Origin of the sequence: Clostridium aceticum (assembly GCF_001042715.1) — a bacterium.
Classification (GTDB): domain Bacteria; phylum Bacillota; class Clostridia; order Peptostreptococcales; family Natronincolaceae; genus Andreesenella; species Andreesenella acetica.
In genome coordinates this window covers 1,415,753-1,432,044 of record NZ_CP009687.1, presented here as the reverse complement: position 1 = coordinate 1,432,044, position 16,292 = coordinate 1,415,753, and the positions used below count along the sequence as shown (strand labels likewise).

Here is a 16,292-nt window from a genome sequence, read left to right as displayed (position 1 = left end):
TACATCCTCCTACAATCCACTGGAATTAAAAGACGCATCTATACTTTTAATCATAAGCTTTTGCCTTAAATTGAAGGTTTCTAAAAGCATCTTCATTTTTATTTTATCCGTTAGAGAATATTCAGTCTGCTCTTGATCTAGCAAAGGCACTGATTTTATTGAGTTCCGAGAAATCTTATTAAATTTCTCGTGGGATTTAATAAAGTTCACTAATTTGGCATCTTCTTTCATTAGTATAGGTAGAATATTTAACCCCAATAGTTCTTCTATCATCTCTTCACTATTTCGTGTATTTGCAAAAACCCACCCTCGAGGAAATAATTCAGTGGCGAAAGTCATGATCTCAATATTTTCTTTGGAGTAATGATTTGGATGATCATCAAAATAGATACCATGCACCCCATAAGAGAAATACTCTTCTATATGTCGTTGATGGTCAGGAATAGCTGATTTTAAAATTACAAAGATATCAAAATGCTTTTTTATCACTTCAACAATCCTTTTTCCACTGGCGTTTCCTATATTTTCTTCAAAGGATAGGACTGCATATTTTGTTTGATATTTTGTAATCTCCTCCTCAATAAAAGTCAGTATGGTTTCTATAGAAGTATTTTCTATTACATGTATTGGGTGCATACTCATCCTCCTCGCCTTAACAACCCATAAATCAGTTTTATTTGAAGCTTTATTTCATCTTCTTTAATCATTAAATAAAGTGGTAGAAAGATACCGTTCTCCAGTATCGGGAATGACCGTTAATACTTTTTTACCCTTACCCAATTCTCTGGCTACCTGAAGGGCAGCATAAAGGTTAGCCCCTGCGGAAATACCCGCCAAAATACCTTCTTTTTTACTAAGGCTTCTAGCAGTTTCAAATGCTGCTTGGTTGCTGACTTTTATGATTTCATCATAGACCTTCACATTTAAGGTTTTTGGGATGAATCCTGCACCAATCCCTTGAATCATATGGGGTCCCGGCTGTCTGCCTGATAATACAGCTGAATCCTCAGGCTCAACACCTACAATTCTTAAACCCTCTATATTCTTCTTAAGTATTTCTCCTACGCCTGTGATGGTTCCACCTGTACCGATTCCTGCTACAAATGCATGCAGGTTCTTGCCAAAGTCCTTCAATATTTCCTGGGAAGTTGTTTTTCTATGGGCCTCTGGGTTGGCTAGATTTTCAAACTGTTGCAGCATAAGATAACCTTTTTCTTCCACCAATTCCATGGCTTTTTCGATAGCACCCTTCATACCTAAGGGTGCTTTTGTTAATATAATTTCTGCTCCATATGCCTTTAGTAATTTTCTTCTTTCCAATGACATAGATTCTGGCATTGTGAGAATCAAATGATAGCCTTTGGTGGCGGCTGTAATTGCCAGACCTATGCCTGTATTACCACTGGTGGGTTCTACGATGGTATCTCCTGGCTTAATTAGACCTTTTTCCTCAGCATCTTCAATCATATTCAAAGCGATTCTATCCTTGACAGAGCCTCCAGGGTTAAACATTTCTAACTTTAAATAAACCTCTGCATCACCATCTACTGCCATATTGTTCAATTTTACTGTAGGTGTATTTCCTATGGTTTGAAGAATATTATCATAAAGCATTTCTAAGTCCCCTCTATTTTTTCTTGACAATAAGCAAGTTATATCCCTCATACTTATCATCTATTTTTATAATTTCATGCCCTTCTTCAGCAAGACTTCTAGGAACATTTGCTATAGGGTCTCCATTGTCTAAATAAAAGCCTATGGTCTCGTTGGATGAAATTTTCGCTATTTCTACCTTTGCCTTAACAAAATTGATGGGGCACTTTACACCCTTTAAGTCCACGATCTTTAATGAAGTATCCGTCGTTAACGCCACTACTCCCTCTGCATCTTCTGCACCTTCTGTTTCCTGCTCTTTAGCCAATGTAATTTCTAACTTTGGATTTAAGGATGCATGCATCTGGCTCACCCTGTGAAGCAGGTATTTTACTTCTTCATAATTTTTTTCTAAGCTGTCTAAATCTCCAAGTTTATAATCTAAAAGGTTCTCTATCAGCTTTTTTATACTTTCTTTTACATAACCTGTATCTATAAAATGAGTGGAAAATTCTTTAAGAATCAATCTATCCTTTGTCGTATCTACACCCTTCAGTATTAGGAGTGCCCTTGCTGCTGACACGCTGGCATGATATAGTTTGATGGATTCCTTTGTCTTTTCAAAGTCACTGATATAGCTCTCGGCGTTGGAAATGTCCAGTTGAATAACATCTAACACACCTGCGCTACATTCTCCCGGCCCTCTGCCTTTAAGAGAAAACTTTTCCTCTGAACCAAAATCATAATATAGCTTAGGATTCTCGGTTTCAGACTCTATGCTGGAAAAACTGTCTATCAGTTTAACTACTGCCTCTTTTTCTTTTTTTACAAAGGCTGTAACCTCTGTTATCCCACTCTCTTTTTTGAGGTTAGCTAACTCATATAAAAAGTCTGGGATCTTTTGGGCTGGAATCATGCCATAGTCCTTACCTAAAACAGCCTTACCTACACCTACAGCTCCCCCAAACAACACAGCGTACATAGGTACTAATCCGTCAGCTACCCTTTTGGCTTTACCATATAAACCAACTTCTCCTTTTTGATGTTGCCCACAAGAGTTTTGGCAACCAGAAATAAAAATTCTTGGAAGCTGTGTTTTTATGGTCTCATCTACCTTTGAAAATCTATCTTTTATAGCGGATAAAAGGTTTTGTGATAAACATAAACCCAGTTTACAGGTGGCAGCACCAGCACATGCAACTGAATTATCAATATCAAATGGAGAAGTAAAGCTGCTTACGATTTCCAGTAACTTTTTTATATCATTTCCTATCAAATCCCTTACAAAAAATCCCTGGGTACTGGTTAATCTTATAGAAGCTTGATATTCTAGGGCATCTATAAAATCAATCACTTTGTCAAGATTTTCAACCTCTAGATTGCCATTTTCAGCATGCACATATAAAGCGTAATGTCCTTCGTCCTTTTGCTGTGTTACAAGAGGATGTGAAATATCATTGGGTTTACCTATCTGTTTAGTCGGAATTTCTTCCTTAAAAAAGACCTCCAGCGGCTTCTCTTCTTTAACTTTTTGTAAAATCTCTTGATATTTGGCTTTAAAGCCTTCTTCACCTAAGCGTTGTAGTATATATCTTATACGAGCCTTATGCTTGTTGCTTCTGTCTCCTTCATTTTCAAACAACTCCTTCATGGCTTGAACATGATACAGCACTTCTGAAGCAGGAATGAAATCTTCTAGCTTAATAGCCACATTAGGACTGCCTCCCAATCCCCCAGCACCGTATACCTCGAAGCCTTTTTCTCCGTCTTCTATTTTTGCAACAAAGCCTAAGTCAGCAATGGTTGCATTTCCCGTATCCTCTGGAGAACTGGAATAAGCCATCTTATATTTCCTAGGTAGATTCAGCATGGTAGGATCTTTAAGGGCATATTCGGTTGTGGCTAGAGCATAAGGTGTCACGTCAAATACATCTTCTTGGGACACACCAGACAAGGGAGATGCACCTACATTCCTTGCAGTATTTCCACCTGTACCTCTTGTAACGATGTCTACTTCTAAAAGTCCCTCCATGATGTCTACCGTATCATCCAGTGTAACCTTATGAAATTGAATATCTTGCCTCGTTGTAAAATGGATATAGCCATGTGCATGTTTCTTCGCCAGTTCACTGATTTTTCTTAGTTGTTTTAAACTAACTACGCCCGACGGAATTCTGGTTCTAATCATATAAGTATCATTGTCCCTTTGTTCATATATTCCCATAGAAACTCTGTAGGGTTTAAACCTCTCTGCCTCAATAATACCTTTTTTCAAATCTTCTACTTTATCTCTATAACTTTTTTCTTCCTCAATAACCTGCTGAGGTATCTTGATCATCATATTTCCCCCTTATAATAGTCTAGGCAAATAGCCATTCCAGCTTTTCTATCAATTGATTATCTATAATTCTAAAAAAATTAAGTATCGGTTGTTGGTCTTTTAAAGACAGTATGCCATAAAGCATATTGCCATCATAAGCCAATCGCTTATCCTCCTCTGATGGTCTAGAGGGTGTATAGGGATGGGAATGATAGTTACCCACCAAAACATATCCATCTGCCCTCATCTGTTTTACAGCAGCAAACTGTTCCTTCGGATCCATAGAAAAATGCTCACTGCTTTGATCGATATTGGTAAGGGGATAAGTTTTTTTTATGAAGATTTCATCCTCTGTTTTTATACCTGCCAGTAGCCCACAACATTCTAATGGAAATTCTTCTTTTGCTTGTTTTATGATTTTGTTATAATCTTCTTTTGATATTTTTATGATCACTAGCTATCACCTCTTTAAGCTCTTTAAACCCATTAATTTATATTCCGCAAACAGGAGGTTTATATTCTGCATCTGTCAATTCTTTTATTGTAGGTGCACTACCACATACCCCACATTTAGCATTATGTCTTATTTTTATTTTTCTAAATTCCATTGTGATGGCATCATAGGTTAATAAATATCCAGCTAAACTTTCCCCAATTCCTAAGATGTATTTAATGGCTTCTGTCGCCTGAAGTGTACCAATCACACCTCCCATAACCCCTAACACCCCTGCTTGACTACAGGTAGGGACAGCTCCCTCTGGCGGTGGTTCTTTAAATATACATCGATAACAAGGCGTATTGTTATCTGGAATATAGGTAGTCAGCTGTCCATGAAACCTTATAATACCAGCATGGGAAAAAGGCTTCTTGGCAAGGACACAGGCATCGTTGATTAAAAATTTAGCAGCAAAGTTATCTGTCCCATCAATGATAAAGTCATAATCTTGGTCTTTGATAATATCCAAGATGTTTGAAGTGTTTACAAAAGTATCATAAGTAATGACCTTTACATCTGGATTCATTTCATTAATCGTTTCCTTGCCGGATACCACCTTTAATTTACCAACATCTTTTGTTTGATGGATAATTTGTCTTTGCAAGTTGGATAGGTCTACTCGATCAGCATCTACTAAACCTATGGTACCGATCCCTGCTGCTGCTAAAAACATAGCGGCGGGAGCCCCTAAACCTCCAGTTCCTATCACAAGTACCTTCGCATCCAACAGTTTTTGCTGTCCTTCAACACCTACTTCTGATAAAATAATATGTCTTGAATATCTTTCTATTTGATGATCATTAAAATCCAAAGCCCCCACCCCCCATGAAGTATAAAAGCTCTATCACATCATTTTCTTTAATGAAAATAGTTTCAAAATCATCCCGATCTATTATCTCTCCATTTAATTCTACCGAAACCATCTCCGGCATCTCTACCTGTTGAACTGCTAAGAATTCCAATATATTCATTTCTTTTTCCAGTTGTTTTTCTTCACCATTCATTTTAATTGTCATAATAAGCCCCCTTAAAAATCAATTCTTACTATTCCTATCGGAAATACAGATTTTCTTTTTTAGAATTTATCATACTGTGATTATGTTGTCAATCTTTTTATATAAGATTTTTCAAAAAATTTTGCAAAGATTATTTTAGTTCCTTCTATAAGTTAAAATCCCTTCAGATTATGATTGATAAATCAATCTTCCTCTGAAGGGATTATTATTTATTTCTAATTTGATCCGATGAGGGCAATTGCTTTAACAATATAACATCCTACATGCTATGATTGAAATTATCCTGCTAATCCTTAGGTTTGGTGATGCTTGTATTCCCTATGGTAGAAAGCTCACCAGCTAGCTGCTTTTTGACGTTCTCCACCCTAGCCCTTATAAAATTCACAATAGAAGTTGAAGTGCCCATCATACCACCACCCCGCATATCTCCTTGTGGTCTTTCTGGGCGATCTCCATTTATATCCCCCTGTGGCATTTCAGGTCGCTCTCTCTTCCGATCCCCTTCAGGCCCATCTCCATTCATAAACTCCTGTGATATTTCGGGTCCATCTCCTTTTTGATCTCCTTGAAGCCTTTCAGGCATATTTCCATCCATAAATTCTTGTAGCATTTCAGGTCGATTTCCCGGAGGTATCTGTCTTTGCATTTCCCCTTCTAATTCTGTTCTCATATTTTGTGGAGGCATTGTTATATTTTCGTTGGTTTCAGAATAGGTTATACTCGCCTCAAATTGCTCCATGGTATAAAATTTTGTAGGATCTGCCTCAACATAAGCTCTTATCTTATCCCCTAACTTTGTCACTCTGTCTTCAAAGTCTTCCAAATAATCAAGGAGTTCCTCTAGGTACTTATGATATTTTTCTTTGTACTCCTCTACCGCCAATAGATTATTAATTAGGGGGAAATTTTTTATATCTTCCCTCATGACAGGCTCATCAATTGGAATGGTTGTAAGGTCACCCCCACCAAATCCTGCAATAGACATATTATAGTCCCATGGTAAAATAGTGAATTTTCCATCCTGACCATATAAATAATAATTATGTGACTTATTGCCATGATAGCTATCGTAATTACCCAAAACTGTATTTACTGCAAAATACCTTAATACACTATCTACCTCCAGTACACTCTCAATATCTCCTTTTTCTCCTTCTGGCATCTCATTTAAAATCTTGATAAAGTTTTTAAGATCTGTTTTGCTTTTGTCCTTTCCTGATTTTAATTCTAAAGTATTGTAGTCACTACCTTCTACATACTTGAGATCACTGCCTTGATCTGCTTTGTATAAACTGCCGCCATCATCACCGAAGCTTCTCACTAAGAAGCTGTCTTCAATAGATTCCACCATAAGGTAAAAACCATACAGTTCACCATTGATATAAACATTTGCAAAGTTAGTAAGAGGCACATCCGCCCCAAGTTCTCGTAAAGCTTCATAGCTTAAATATTCTCTAAGATAAGAAGGATCTGAGAAGTTGTTGTTTACAACAAATTCATCCAGCCCTAGAAGCGTTTGTGTCTTAACATATTTGTTAATATTGATTTTGAAGCTATAACGCTCAGAGTCACTTCTTGCAACAGATTTTAAAGAGGAGTTTCCCTTTGTTCGAAAACCTATATTTTCTAAAGTAATTCCATCCACTGTTATCTTTGCAGTTTTATACTCCTCCTCCATTGGTGCTGCAAGAATACTAGCCCAGTCTTCTTCCCCAACCTCTACATGAATATCAACGATGCCATCCTTACTAAATATTGCTTCATAATCTGCAGAAAGTTCCGACTCCGTTGCAAATAATAACCGAGATAATTCTGATAAGTCTGTAGCATGTGTTTCAAAAACAGTGATGGATACAAACAGTAGTATGCCACTTAGTCCAAGTGCTGTTATGCTTTTTAACATATTTAATCTATCCATTACCAATCCCTCCATTTATAAATATCATTCTCTTCCATCAGCAGATAGTGCTAATGTAATATTTAAGTTTCCGTTTCTACAACGCAGTGCATCTAAAAACTCTTTTTGATTTGTCTTATGATGCATCGTTACTGTATAATCCAGCTGATACAGGGTGCCTAGATCAATGGTTCTAACTTTTATAAGTTGATAACTGTCTGTAAACTTTTCAAACACTTCATCAAATGCACCCTCAAAATCTAAATCTTCAGGTATGGTTATTTTTATCAACTTCTGAGAGAAATTTTTCTCACCAATGTTGAAGAAACTTAGCAGCAGCATAAGAATACAAAGAACTGTTGTAAACATAACTGCGTAGCCATAAACCCCTACCCCACAAGCAAGCCCTGCCGCCATGGTAAAAAGAACGTAAGCAATATCCTTAGGGTCCCCAGGGGCACTCCTAAACCTAATAATAGAAAAGGCTCCAGCCAAACTAAAGGCTCTTGCAACATTGCTTCCGATTAAAAGAATAATGATTGCAATTACCATGGGAATCAACACCAGTGTCAGAAAAAAGTTTCTTGAATAACTATTCTTTTCGCAGGTTTTCATATAAGTAAAACTTACAAACCCACCTAAGATAAAAGAAATAACAATTGTCAACATCGCCGTTCCTAAAGGGATCGAGGTGTAAATTGAAGTTGTGTTAAGTATTGATTCAAGCATAATTTTATTTCTCCCTTCCCATTTTTATGATTTAATAGCATCCTCTGGTATTCTGCACCATACTTTGAAAAGCTTGTTTTATACACCTTATTTTCTGAGAGTATTTTTGACAACCATACAGGGATGCTTTTTTCTGCTTTAACCTCCATCAGCCATTGGTCAGCTTTTAATAATTTCTCCCCATAATCGCCAGCTTCCAGCTTTAGATTATACCTTCGTGTTCTTATATTTGTATCAAAAGTAATTCTTAAATCTTTATCTTCTTTACTGAAAAATGCTTTTCTATCGTATGCTAAGTAGAGTCTTGGTTCAAGGTCATATATTTGGAAAACATACTCCAGTTCCTTCAACACCTGTGGGTTCATATAGGGTTTTACTTCAGGTTTTATACCTGTAGCTGCAAAAGCATAGGCTTCCTTTAGTTTTAATTTTGTTCTTCTTTTATTTACCAAGCCATACACCTTCTTTTTAACCTCTAAGTATACTTCCTCATCCTCTCTAGGAATACCGTATGCCCTCAACCGAAACTTTTCCTTGTATTTAGGTTTTCCCAAGGAATTTCTTATTAAATAATCATCCTTTGTATCGTAGTAGATATTGCATATGGTGTAAAATTTCTGAGACTTATTAAATTCATCCATCTCCATATAACTATGTAATTGGTCTTGAAGTTTTTGATAAGTAGCATAATCAACTAAAAACTTGTTTTCATATCTATTAAAGACTTCTTTTGCCATTTTACCCCTCCTTTCTTTACTGATTTTCTTGGATTGATTTCATTTTACAAGTTGAACCTTAAAAAAAGCTTAAAATTTTACATAGATTTAACCATCGATAAGTCCTTTGATTTAAGGTTGGTTTAAGGATCTGTGTGCTATAATATAAGGAAAGAAACCGGAGGTATAGTATGCGAATATTGATTATAGAAGATGAAATTTATCTAGCAGAAGCTTTGGCACAAATATTAAAGAAAAATAATTACACGGTGGATATTTTTCATGATGGAGCGTCTGGATTAGATTACGCTTTAAGTGACATTTACGATGTAATCCTTTTAGACATCATGCTTCCTAAGATGAATGGCCTCAGCATTCTTAAAAACATTCGACAAGAAGGAATCACCACGCCCGTCATTCTTCTTACTGCAAAAGGAGAAATTTCTGATAAAATCGTAGGCTTAGACAGCGGTGCTGATGATTATGTAGCCAAGCCCTTTGCTACAGACGAGTTATTAGCAAGGATAAGAGCTATATCCAGAAGAAAAGGGGAAATCCTTCCCGATAATGCCTTAAAATATGGAGATATTGAATTAAATACCGCAACCCTTAAGCTATCTAGCGGAAATAAAGATGTAAAACTTACTTTAAAAGAAAGTGAACTGTTGGCACTTCTGATTTTACGGAAAAATCTTGTTTCTTCTAAGGAATTAATTATAGAAAAACTCTGGGGATTTGATTCTGAAGTGGAACATAATCATGTAGAGGTTTATATTTCCTTTTTAAGAAAAAAACTTCTGTTTCTTCATTCAGAAGTCGCTATCAATACGCTACGAGGTGTAGGCTATATCTTGGAGGTGAAAAGTTAAGTGTTTCAACAGCTGAGAAATAAATTTCTTATTCTTAATTTAGTCATCATTTCAGTTATGATGATTCTGGCTTTTAGCTCTATCTACTTCATCACCTATAATAATGTTCACAGAAATATTCAGATGGAGCTTCATAGGATATCAGAATTTAACCGTAAAACAAATGACAGATCTCCTCAAGGAGCACGTAACTTTGATGATGGCAGAACATCCCCTGAGTTCAATCCCGGAGAACCGCCCCCGAAACCTTCTGTGTCATTTGTTCTCATCATCGACAATGAAGGTGGGCTATTAGATACTTCCTCTATCTTTACCATGGAGGAAACATTTTTCGAAGCCGCAAAAAGTTCTGCATTGTCCCAAGATAGCAGTACAGGAAGTTTGAAACTTGAGGATAAGTATTGGAGATTTATGATAAAACCTCATTTTAATGATTATAAAATAGTGTTTTTAGATATTACGCCCCAACAGGATTTTCTTACAAATCTTATTTACACCTTTTTCATCGTTGGTTTTATTATGCTGATTGTTATTTTTTTTATTAGTAAATTTTTTGCAAATAAGTCCATACAACCTATTAAAGAAGCCTTTGAACAACAAAAACAGTTTATCGCAGATGCTTCCCATGAACTAAAGACACCACTTGCTGTCATCACCACAAATCTTGATGTCCTCTTATCCAGTGGAGAAGAAGCTGTAAAGAATCAGGCAAAATGGCTTTATTATATTAAATCAGAAACCGAGAGAATGACAAATTTAATTAAAGATCTTTTATATTTAACCCAAGTAGACTATTCAGATATAAAGCTAGTCTTTACAGACTTTAACCTAAGTGAAGCGGTGGAAAATATTATTTTAACAATGGAGGCTGTTATTTTTGAAAACAATATTTCTCTAGACTATGCTATTGAACCTAATCTGATTACACATGGCAATAACCAGCAACTCCAACAAGTAGTGATGATTCTTTTGGATAATGCTATAAAGTATACAGATAACAAAAGTATTATAAATATCTCTTTAAAAAGACACTATAATACCCTTTATTTATCTGTAACCAACAGTTGTGAAGGCATACCTCCAGAACATATAGATAAAATATTTCATAGATTTTATCGTATTGATAAATCTCGATCAAGAAAAAGCGGAGGGCATGGTCTTGGTCTAGCCATTGCTAAAACAATTCTTCAACACCACGGGGGAAGAATCTATGCCAAAAGTATTTTAAGTGAAAGTACGACTTTTATTGCTGAACTGCCTAGTGTTCAAAACTGATACCCTTATCTTTAACAAACCTTAAAAATAAAAACTTCCTTTAGATGTGGGTGGTAATCAAGGACATCTAAAGGAAGTACTACTATCTATTGGAAACTTTATAGGGTCTAATTCAATTGTTTTCTTAAAAAACAATCCCATCCTCCTCCTCCACTTAAATAATATCTTTTTCAAAATGTTGATAGTCTTTAACAGTTTTCCACTGACCTCCCCATACCCATCCTCTAGTAACAAAAGCATTATAACATACATCTCCTTCAGTAATCATGCCTTTTCTAATATCTTTTCGATTAAGATATGTTTTACCTTCCGAAGGTAAAACTTTATTTCCTTTAACATAAGGGTTTTGTATAGGGTTTATATCAATGGCTATACCATAACCATGTTTTGATATTTTTTGACTTCCTTCAATCTTTCTAAAACAAAATGCAGAAGTATTGTTATCCTGCATTGATAAATCATCATCAGCTCCGTATTCATCAATGAGTTTCATTTTTGCAATAGGAAATTCTGCTTCATACAACTCTTGAAAGATCTCTAACATTTCCTCAGCAATTTTTCTATAAACAATGAGTTCTCCTATACACTCTTGTCCATCAAAATTCCAGTAGCTAACGATCAAATAGGACAAGTCACTCAATGCAATAGGTGCCCCTTCTTTCCAAGATACACCACTGATTCTTTGGATAACTTCTTCTGACAAATCTTCTCTTGCAAAAATTGGATTGAGGTTAGTGTTGTTTGCATCTTCCGGTTCCTCATCTTCTATGTAGACTCCCCCCCTTTCATATAACATCTTTTCTTCATCAACAGCTTCCTGATTATGAACTTGTACAGTTGAAGGTAATACTTTTGTAGTTGTTATATTTAGATAAGTTTGATCTAGAGAAAGCACAAAAATCATTACCAGCAAAGTCTTTATTAACCTACTTACTAACTTCATCTGATTTTCTCCTTTTTATAAATTTCATCTATTTTATAACACCTATAGTAATTTTTTTAGCTACGACTCCCTATCTACTCATCATCCTCTATCTCTTCCACTCTTACGTGGTAACTATTTTCTTTTACTTTAATAAGATATTCCTTTACAGAGTGGATCTTCTTAGACATGAAGCGAAATTCCTCTTCTAAGTTTTTTAGCTCTTTTTCTTTTTGTCTAAGCAGCATCTGTGCCTCTTCAACAGTGATGACATCAAACTTTATTGAATCGCCAGGTTTTTTTTGAGCCACCAAGGGGATGTCTATAGAGATCACATTAGCTATTTTTGTATACCCTCCTGTGGTTTGACGGTCAGCCATCATAATAATCGGTACACCTTCTCCAGGTACTTGAATTGCTCCTAGGTTGATCCCCCCTGAAATAATATCTGCTTCAGAGACATGCTGTATTTTCGGTCCTTCTAAACGATACCCCATTCTATCCGATTGATTAGAAACTTGGTACTCACTTCTTTGAAATACCCTTTTCCCTTCTTCAGTAAAAGCGGCATCTTCTGGTCCCATAATTACTCGAATATTTTTTGTATGAAGATCAGGAATCAGAGGTACAGGTACTCTTCTGGTACCTATATATCCTTGATGTTTTTCTTGATTTAGTGGTATTTCATCCCCTGTCATTAGCTTTCTCCCATGAAACCCTCCTATATTTCCTCTCATGTAGGTAGCATAGCTTCCCATTACTTTTTCTATATGAAATCCTCCAGAAATCGCTAAATAAGAACGACTTCCTACTGACACATTGGCAAGCTTTAGTGTATCCCCTTTTTGCAAGTAAATTGTTTGATACATGGGCACCAGCCTATCATTGACGGTAATGCTGATTTCTCCACCTGTAATAGCAACTGTTCTTGTATCATGGAAGAAAATTTCTGGACCCATCAAAGTGATTTCAAGGGCTGCTTCAAATCGTTGATTTCCTACTAGTAAATTGGCCAACTGCAAGGAGTATATATCCATTGCCCCCGCCACCGGCATGCCAAAATGTTGATACCCTGTTCTACCTTGATCTTGAATTGTAGTCATAAGTCCAGGCTTTACAATTGAGATTTTAGACATTATTTCCACTCCTCATATTTAGTTATTTTAGCTTGATATTGATTTTTTTCTACCAGCTGATTTATTTTTTTATAGTCTTTATCATCAATGGCCTCAAAAACTAAATAGTCCCCTACCTTAAGTAACACAGCTGGTTCCCTGGAAGGATCAAATAACTTAGCCGGTGTTCTTCCTATCACCTGCCAACCACCAGGACTGTCAATAGGATAAATACCAGTTTGTTTCCCTGCTATTCCCACAGAACCTGCAGAAATTTTTTGTCTAGGCACCTTAAGCCGAGGTGTTGCAATTTTCTCTGACATCCCTCCTAGATATGGGAAACCGGGGGTGAAGCCAATCATATAGATGAGGTAAGGACGGCTGCTATGGATAGCAATTACCTCTTCTACGGATAAGTCATTATGCTGTGCTACTGCAGCTAAGTCAGGGCCATATTCCTTTCCATATAGTACAGGAATGTGGATAACATGTGGTTCAGGGATTTCTGTTTGAAAAATCTCCTCCTTTGCATGACTTAGCTTGTCTACTAGCTCTTGATAAGTAGATACTAAAGGATTGTACAAAATAAACAAGGTAGTATAAGTGGGAATAATTTCAACAATTTCTTCAAACTTATTTGTGTGAATCTCCAAATAGTATAGAAAGCTTCTTATTTCCCTATTGATTTCTTCGCTGATACACTGACCAAATTCAATAATCAAACCATTATCACCTGCTGCATAGATATTTAATTCTTTCTTCATAATTTATATCCCCTTAAGTAATAGGATTTAGTTTTATACCTTCCTGTAATAATGCTCTATGAAGCTTCTCAGCAAATAAAAGTGCTGACGGATGATCTCCATGAAGACAAATAGTATCTGCCTTGATACGAATTTCTTCTTGGTCCACTGTCATTACACTTTTCTCCTTCACCATTTTTATAACTCGATCAACACACATACCATCATCATGAATGATAGCATCTGGTAAATTTCTAGGTACTAAAGAGCCATCCCCTTGATAGTTTCTATCAGCAAAAACCTCTTCAGCAGTCTTAATTCCCACTTCTTTAGCAGTTTTTATCATCATGGAATTGGCTAATCCCATAAAGATCAGGTCATCATCTATTTCTCTAACAGCCTCTACCAATGCCCTCGCCAATTGGTAATCTTTTGCTGCCATATTGTAAAGGGCCCCATGAGGCTTAACATGATGCAGCTTGCCGCCATGTGCCTTAACAAATCCCTGCAATGCACCAATCTGGTAAATCATATATGCCTTCGCTTCTTCTGGGGATATATGCATATTCCTCCTGCCGAAACCCAACAGGTCTGGAAACCCCGGGTGTGCTCCAATCGCAACACCTTTTTCGATTGCTAAAGCCACTGTCTTGTCCATCACAATAGGGTCCCCTGCATGAAACCCACATGCAATATTGACAGAAGTAACATAGTCTAGTAACTCTCTATCGTATCCGATCTTATAAGCACCAAAACCTTCTCCCATATCACAATTCAAATCAACAGTAATCATTTTTTCTTCCTCCTATTTAACCAGCTGCTAACCCATTGCCAATGTAGGATGATCTAATAGTGCCTCAGAAACAATTTCTCTAAGCTTTTCCAAAATACTTAAATTCACTTCTAAGCTTAATCCATCTACTGTGCAGACAGAGGTTTTACTACATCCATCTACACCACCTACATTTACCATCCCTTCCAGCATGGCTATTTCCTTATCTACATGGTGTAGTAACATTTTGGAATTCATGATGGACAATCCAGCAACGATACCATGTCCCCCCCAATTTGAAACACCAGCTATAATAAGATAGTCCGCCTTACTAACTGCACAGATTTTTTCCCCATGTTTTATGTTTTCTTTAATATGCTCAGCAATCTTGCCCATCCCCATTTCATTGCCCCCATCTCCCACTGCAATGGTCTTAATGCCACTTCTCTTGGCTATAGAAAATAGTGGATCTGTATTGGGGACAAAACTACTCAGATCTTCTCCCCTCATGGAATAGCAACCTCCGTCGGCAGCTCTTCCAGGGCGTTCAATGGCAACTACTAAATCTGGAGCATAATCCTTCATCATTTTTTCACAGTAAAACTCAGCTCCCTCGAAGGGCACTAAGCTTATATCAACATGAATATCCATAACCTCGCAACAGGCAGTTACTAGTTTGTAGGAATAATCATCTGTAATAATAAGGACCTCTTTTCCTAGCTTTTTTAATGCCACAGCAAGAGATACTGCCCCCATAGGACCATCGGTTTCTCCCGTCATCGTATCCTTGATACAAAAGCCTGTCACAATGATCATTCTTTCAGCTTGGTTTAACTCTTCTAAGGCGAGCTTGAAGTCTCCCTTCTTAAGACCTGACCCTAATCCTCTACAGCCCATATCCACGCTGATAATACTTTCAATGCTATCTATATATGTTTGCTTCACAGTCCCGTCAGCTCCTCATCCTTTATATCTGTAATAAACATATGTCCCGGGGAATGAGTAATAGCGATCTCAGGCTTAGTACGCATAACAGCTGCTTGAGGTGTTACACCACATGCCCAAAACACAGGCACTTCCCCTGGCTTAATTGTTACTGCATCTCCAAAGTCAGGATGACTGATATCCACAATACCAATTTCCTCAGGATTACCCACATGCACTGGTGCTCCATGCACCTTTGGATAGCGACCAGTAATTTCAATAGCTTGATCTACCAATTCAGCAGGGATTGGCCTCATGCTTACCACCATAGGTCCGCTAAAAACTCCTGCTGGTTTGCTTTCAATATTCGTAATAAACATGGGTACATTTTTTTCTTCATCAATATGTCTTATAGAAATACCTGCCTCCATTAGAGCCTTCTCAAATGTAAAGCTGCAGCCCAATAAAAAGGTTACTAAATCCTCAGACCAAAGATCAACGATATCCCCTACTTCCTCCTGTAGTATTCCTGCTTTGTAAATCCGATACTTAGGTATATCTCGTCTTACATCTCCAGTAGGTGCTGTCAGTAAAGGCCTATACTGCCCTCCTTCACAGACATCTAATATAGGACAAGACTTTGGATTTCTTTGGCAAAATAAAAAGAAATCAAATGCATATTGTTTCGGCAGAATAACGACATTGGCCTGGGTATAGCCTGGAGCCAGACCAGGTGTTGGTCCCTGCCACATTTTTTTTCTTATTTCTTCTCTTGCTAACTCACCAGCGTTCATAGGTTCTATCTCCTTTTTCATATTATCCATCAACTCTTTAGAATTAAGATTCAACAATTACTGTTGAAATTCCTTTATGCATATTTCGGATAGATTTGTATTATTAGTCAA

At 36.8% G+C, this 16,292-nt stretch carries 17 protein-coding genes; 2 read left to right on the top strand and 15 right to left on the bottom strand.

All coding sequences use genetic code 11. The features are described 5' to 3' along the window. Positions 1–9: 9 nt before the first annotated feature. The 9 genes from CACET_RS06555 to CACET_RS06515 all read right to left on the bottom strand — a co-directional run bounded on the left by CACET_RS06555 (position 10) and on the right by CACET_RS06515 (position 8,788). Positions 10–642 carry a hypothetical protein gene (locus CACET_RS06555; protein WP_144414733.1) on the bottom strand — a complete coding sequence of 211 codons (633 nt, stop codon included), beginning with the start codon at positions 640–642 and terminating at the stop codon, positions 10–12. A gap of 57 nt (positions 643–699) precedes the next feature. After that, positions 700–1,614 carry a cysteine synthase A gene (gene cysK / locus CACET_RS06550; RefSeq protein ID WP_044823585.1) on the bottom strand — a complete coding sequence of 305 codons (915 nt, stop codon included), beginning with the start codon at positions 1,612–1,614 and terminating at the stop codon, positions 700–702. A gap of 13 nt (positions 1,615–1,627) precedes the next feature. Beyond that, positions 1,628–3,931, bottom strand: a complete 2,304-nt coding sequence (locus CACET_RS06545; RefSeq protein WP_044823584.1) for a sulfurtransferase TusA family protein — start codon at positions 3,929–3,931, stop codon at positions 1,628–1,630. A 22-nt stretch (positions 3,932–3,953) separates the two neighbouring features. Further along, entirely contained in the window at positions 3,954–4,367 is a 414-nt protein-coding gene (locus CACET_RS06540; protein ID WP_479722655.1) for a M67 family metallopeptidase, read from the bottom strand. Between the two features lie 37 nt (positions 4,368–4,404). After that, a complete protein-coding gene (locus tag CACET_RS06535) occupies positions 4,405–5,229 on the bottom strand; it encodes a HesA/MoeB/ThiF family protein (RefSeq protein WP_479722654.1) in 825 nt (274 codons plus the stop codon). Next, complete coding sequence (thiS, locus tag CACET_RS06530; protein WP_044823582.1) at positions 5,210–5,425, bottom strand: sulfur carrier protein ThiS; 216 nt, start codon at positions 5,423–5,425, stop codon at positions 5,210–5,212. The genes CACET_RS06535 and thiS overlap by 20 nt, the downstream gene beginning before the upstream one ends. A gap of 286 nt (positions 5,426–5,711) precedes the next feature. Next, positions 5,712–7,343, bottom strand: coding sequence for a CotH kinase family protein (locus CACET_RS06525; RefSeq protein WP_044823581.1), 1,632 nt, complete (start codon positions 7,341–7,343; stop codon positions 5,712–5,714). Positions 7,344–7,367: 24 nt separating this feature from the next. Beyond that, positions 7,368–8,051, bottom strand: coding sequence for a DUF4956 domain-containing protein (locus CACET_RS06520; RefSeq protein WP_044823580.1), 684 nt, complete (start codon positions 8,049–8,051; stop codon positions 7,368–7,370). Continuing rightward, positions 8,000–8,788, bottom strand: a complete 789-nt coding sequence (locus tag CACET_RS06515) for a polyphosphate polymerase domain-containing protein (protein ID WP_044823579.1) — start codon at positions 8,786–8,788, stop codon at positions 8,000–8,002. Before CACET_RS06515 ends, CACET_RS06520 begins: the two co-directional genes overlap by 52 nt. Positions 8,789–8,958: 170 nt before the next feature. Between CACET_RS06515 and CACET_RS06510 the strand changes: the two genes are divergently transcribed. After that, positions 8,959–9,636, top strand: coding sequence for a response regulator transcription factor (locus CACET_RS06510; protein ID WP_044823578.1), 678 nt, complete (start codon positions 8,959–8,961; stop codon positions 9,634–9,636). Next, positions 9,637–10,911, top strand: coding sequence for a sensor histidine kinase (locus CACET_RS06505; protein ID WP_044823577.1), 1,275 nt, complete (start codon positions 9,637–9,639; stop codon positions 10,909–10,911). Between the two features lie 154 nt (positions 10,912–11,065). Here the strand turns inward: CACET_RS06505 and CACET_RS06500 are convergent, their stop codons facing one another. From CACET_RS06500 to CACET_RS06475, 6 genes are all read right to left on the bottom strand, one after another. Beyond that, on the bottom strand, positions 11,066–11,854 hold the full coding sequence (locus CACET_RS06500) for a M15 family metallopeptidase (protein ID WP_052661244.1): 789 nt from the start codon (positions 11,852–11,854) through the stop codon (positions 11,066–11,068). A gap of 74 nt (positions 11,855–11,928) precedes the next feature. Continuing rightward, positions 11,929–12,969 carry a 5-oxoprolinase subunit C family protein gene (locus CACET_RS06495; protein WP_044823576.1) on the bottom strand — a complete coding sequence of 347 codons (1,041 nt, stop codon included), beginning with the start codon at positions 12,967–12,969 and terminating at the stop codon, positions 11,929–11,931. Next, entirely contained in the window at positions 12,969–13,712 is a 744-nt protein-coding gene (gene pxpB, locus CACET_RS06490; protein ID WP_044823575.1) for a 5-oxoprolinase subunit PxpB, read from the bottom strand. Before pxpB ends, CACET_RS06495 begins: the two co-directional genes overlap by 1 nt. 13 nt (positions 13,713–13,725) lie before the next feature. Then, the gene (locus CACET_RS06485) at positions 13,726–14,484 is read right to left on the bottom strand and encodes a LamB/YcsF family protein (RefSeq protein ID WP_044823574.1); all 759 of its coding nucleotides are present in this window, start codon (positions 14,482–14,484) and stop codon (positions 13,726–13,728) included. 27 nt (positions 14,485–14,511) lie between these two features. Then, positions 14,512–15,408 carry a DUF4392 domain-containing protein gene (locus CACET_RS06480; RefSeq protein ID WP_052661243.1) on the bottom strand — a complete coding sequence of 299 codons (897 nt, stop codon included), beginning with the start codon at positions 15,406–15,408 and terminating at the stop codon, positions 14,512–14,514. Continuing rightward, positions 15,405–16,211 carry a putative hydro-lyase gene (locus CACET_RS06475; RefSeq protein WP_201774904.1) on the bottom strand — a complete coding sequence of 269 codons (807 nt, stop codon included), beginning with the start codon at positions 16,209–16,211 and terminating at the stop codon, positions 15,405–15,407. Before CACET_RS06475 ends, CACET_RS06480 begins: the two co-directional genes overlap by 4 nt. Positions 16,212–16,292 lie beyond the last annotated feature (81 nt).

Bases quoted from the DNA above. Each gene is read 5' to 3' on its own strand.
- CACET_RS06485 (WP_044823574.1), bottom strand. From the start codon at position 14,484: ATGATTACTGTTGATTTGAATTGTGATATGGGAGAAGGTTTTGGTGCT.
- CACET_RS06500 (WP_052661244.1), bottom strand. From the start codon at position 11,854: ATGAAGTTAGTAAGTAGGTTAATAAAGACTTTGCTGGTAATGATTTTT.
- CACET_RS06545 (WP_044823584.1), bottom strand. From the start codon at position 3,931: ATGATCAAGATACCTCAGCAGGTTATTGAGGAAGAAAAAAGTTATAGA.
- CACET_RS06475 (WP_201774904.1), bottom strand. From the start codon at position 16,211: ATGGATAATATGAAAAAGGAGATAGAACCTATGAACGCTGGTGAGTTA.
- pxpB (WP_044823575.1), bottom strand. From the start codon at position 13,712: ATGAAGAAAGAATTAAATATCTATGCAGCAGGTGATAATGGTTTGATT.
- CACET_RS06555 (WP_144414733.1), bottom strand. From the start codon at position 642: ATGAGTATGCACCCAATACATGTAATAGAAAATACTTCTATAGAAACC.
- CACET_RS06515 (WP_044823579.1), bottom strand. From the start codon at position 8,788: ATGGCAAAAGAAGTCTTTAATAGATATGAAAACAAGTTTTTAGTTGAT.
- CACET_RS06495 (WP_044823576.1), bottom strand. From the start codon at position 12,969: ATGTCTAAAATCTCAATTGTAAAGCCTGGACTTATGACTACAATTCAA.
- thiS (WP_044823582.1), bottom strand. From the start codon at position 5,425: ATGACAATTAAAATGAATGGTGAAGAAAAACAACTGGAAAAAGAAATG.
- CACET_RS06510 (WP_044823578.1), top strand. From the start codon at position 8,959: ATGCGAATATTGATTATAGAAGATGAAATTTATCTAGCAGAAGCTTTG.
- cysK (WP_044823585.1), bottom strand. From the start codon at position 1,614: ATGCTTTATGATAATATTCTTCAAACCATAGGAAATACACCTACAGTA.
- CACET_RS06520 (WP_044823580.1), bottom strand. From the start codon at position 8,051: ATGCTTGAATCAATACTTAACACAACTTCAATTTACACCTCGATCCCT.
- CACET_RS06525 (WP_044823581.1), bottom strand. From the start codon at position 7,343: ATGGATAGATTAAATATGTTAAAAAGCATAACAGCACTTGGACTAAGT.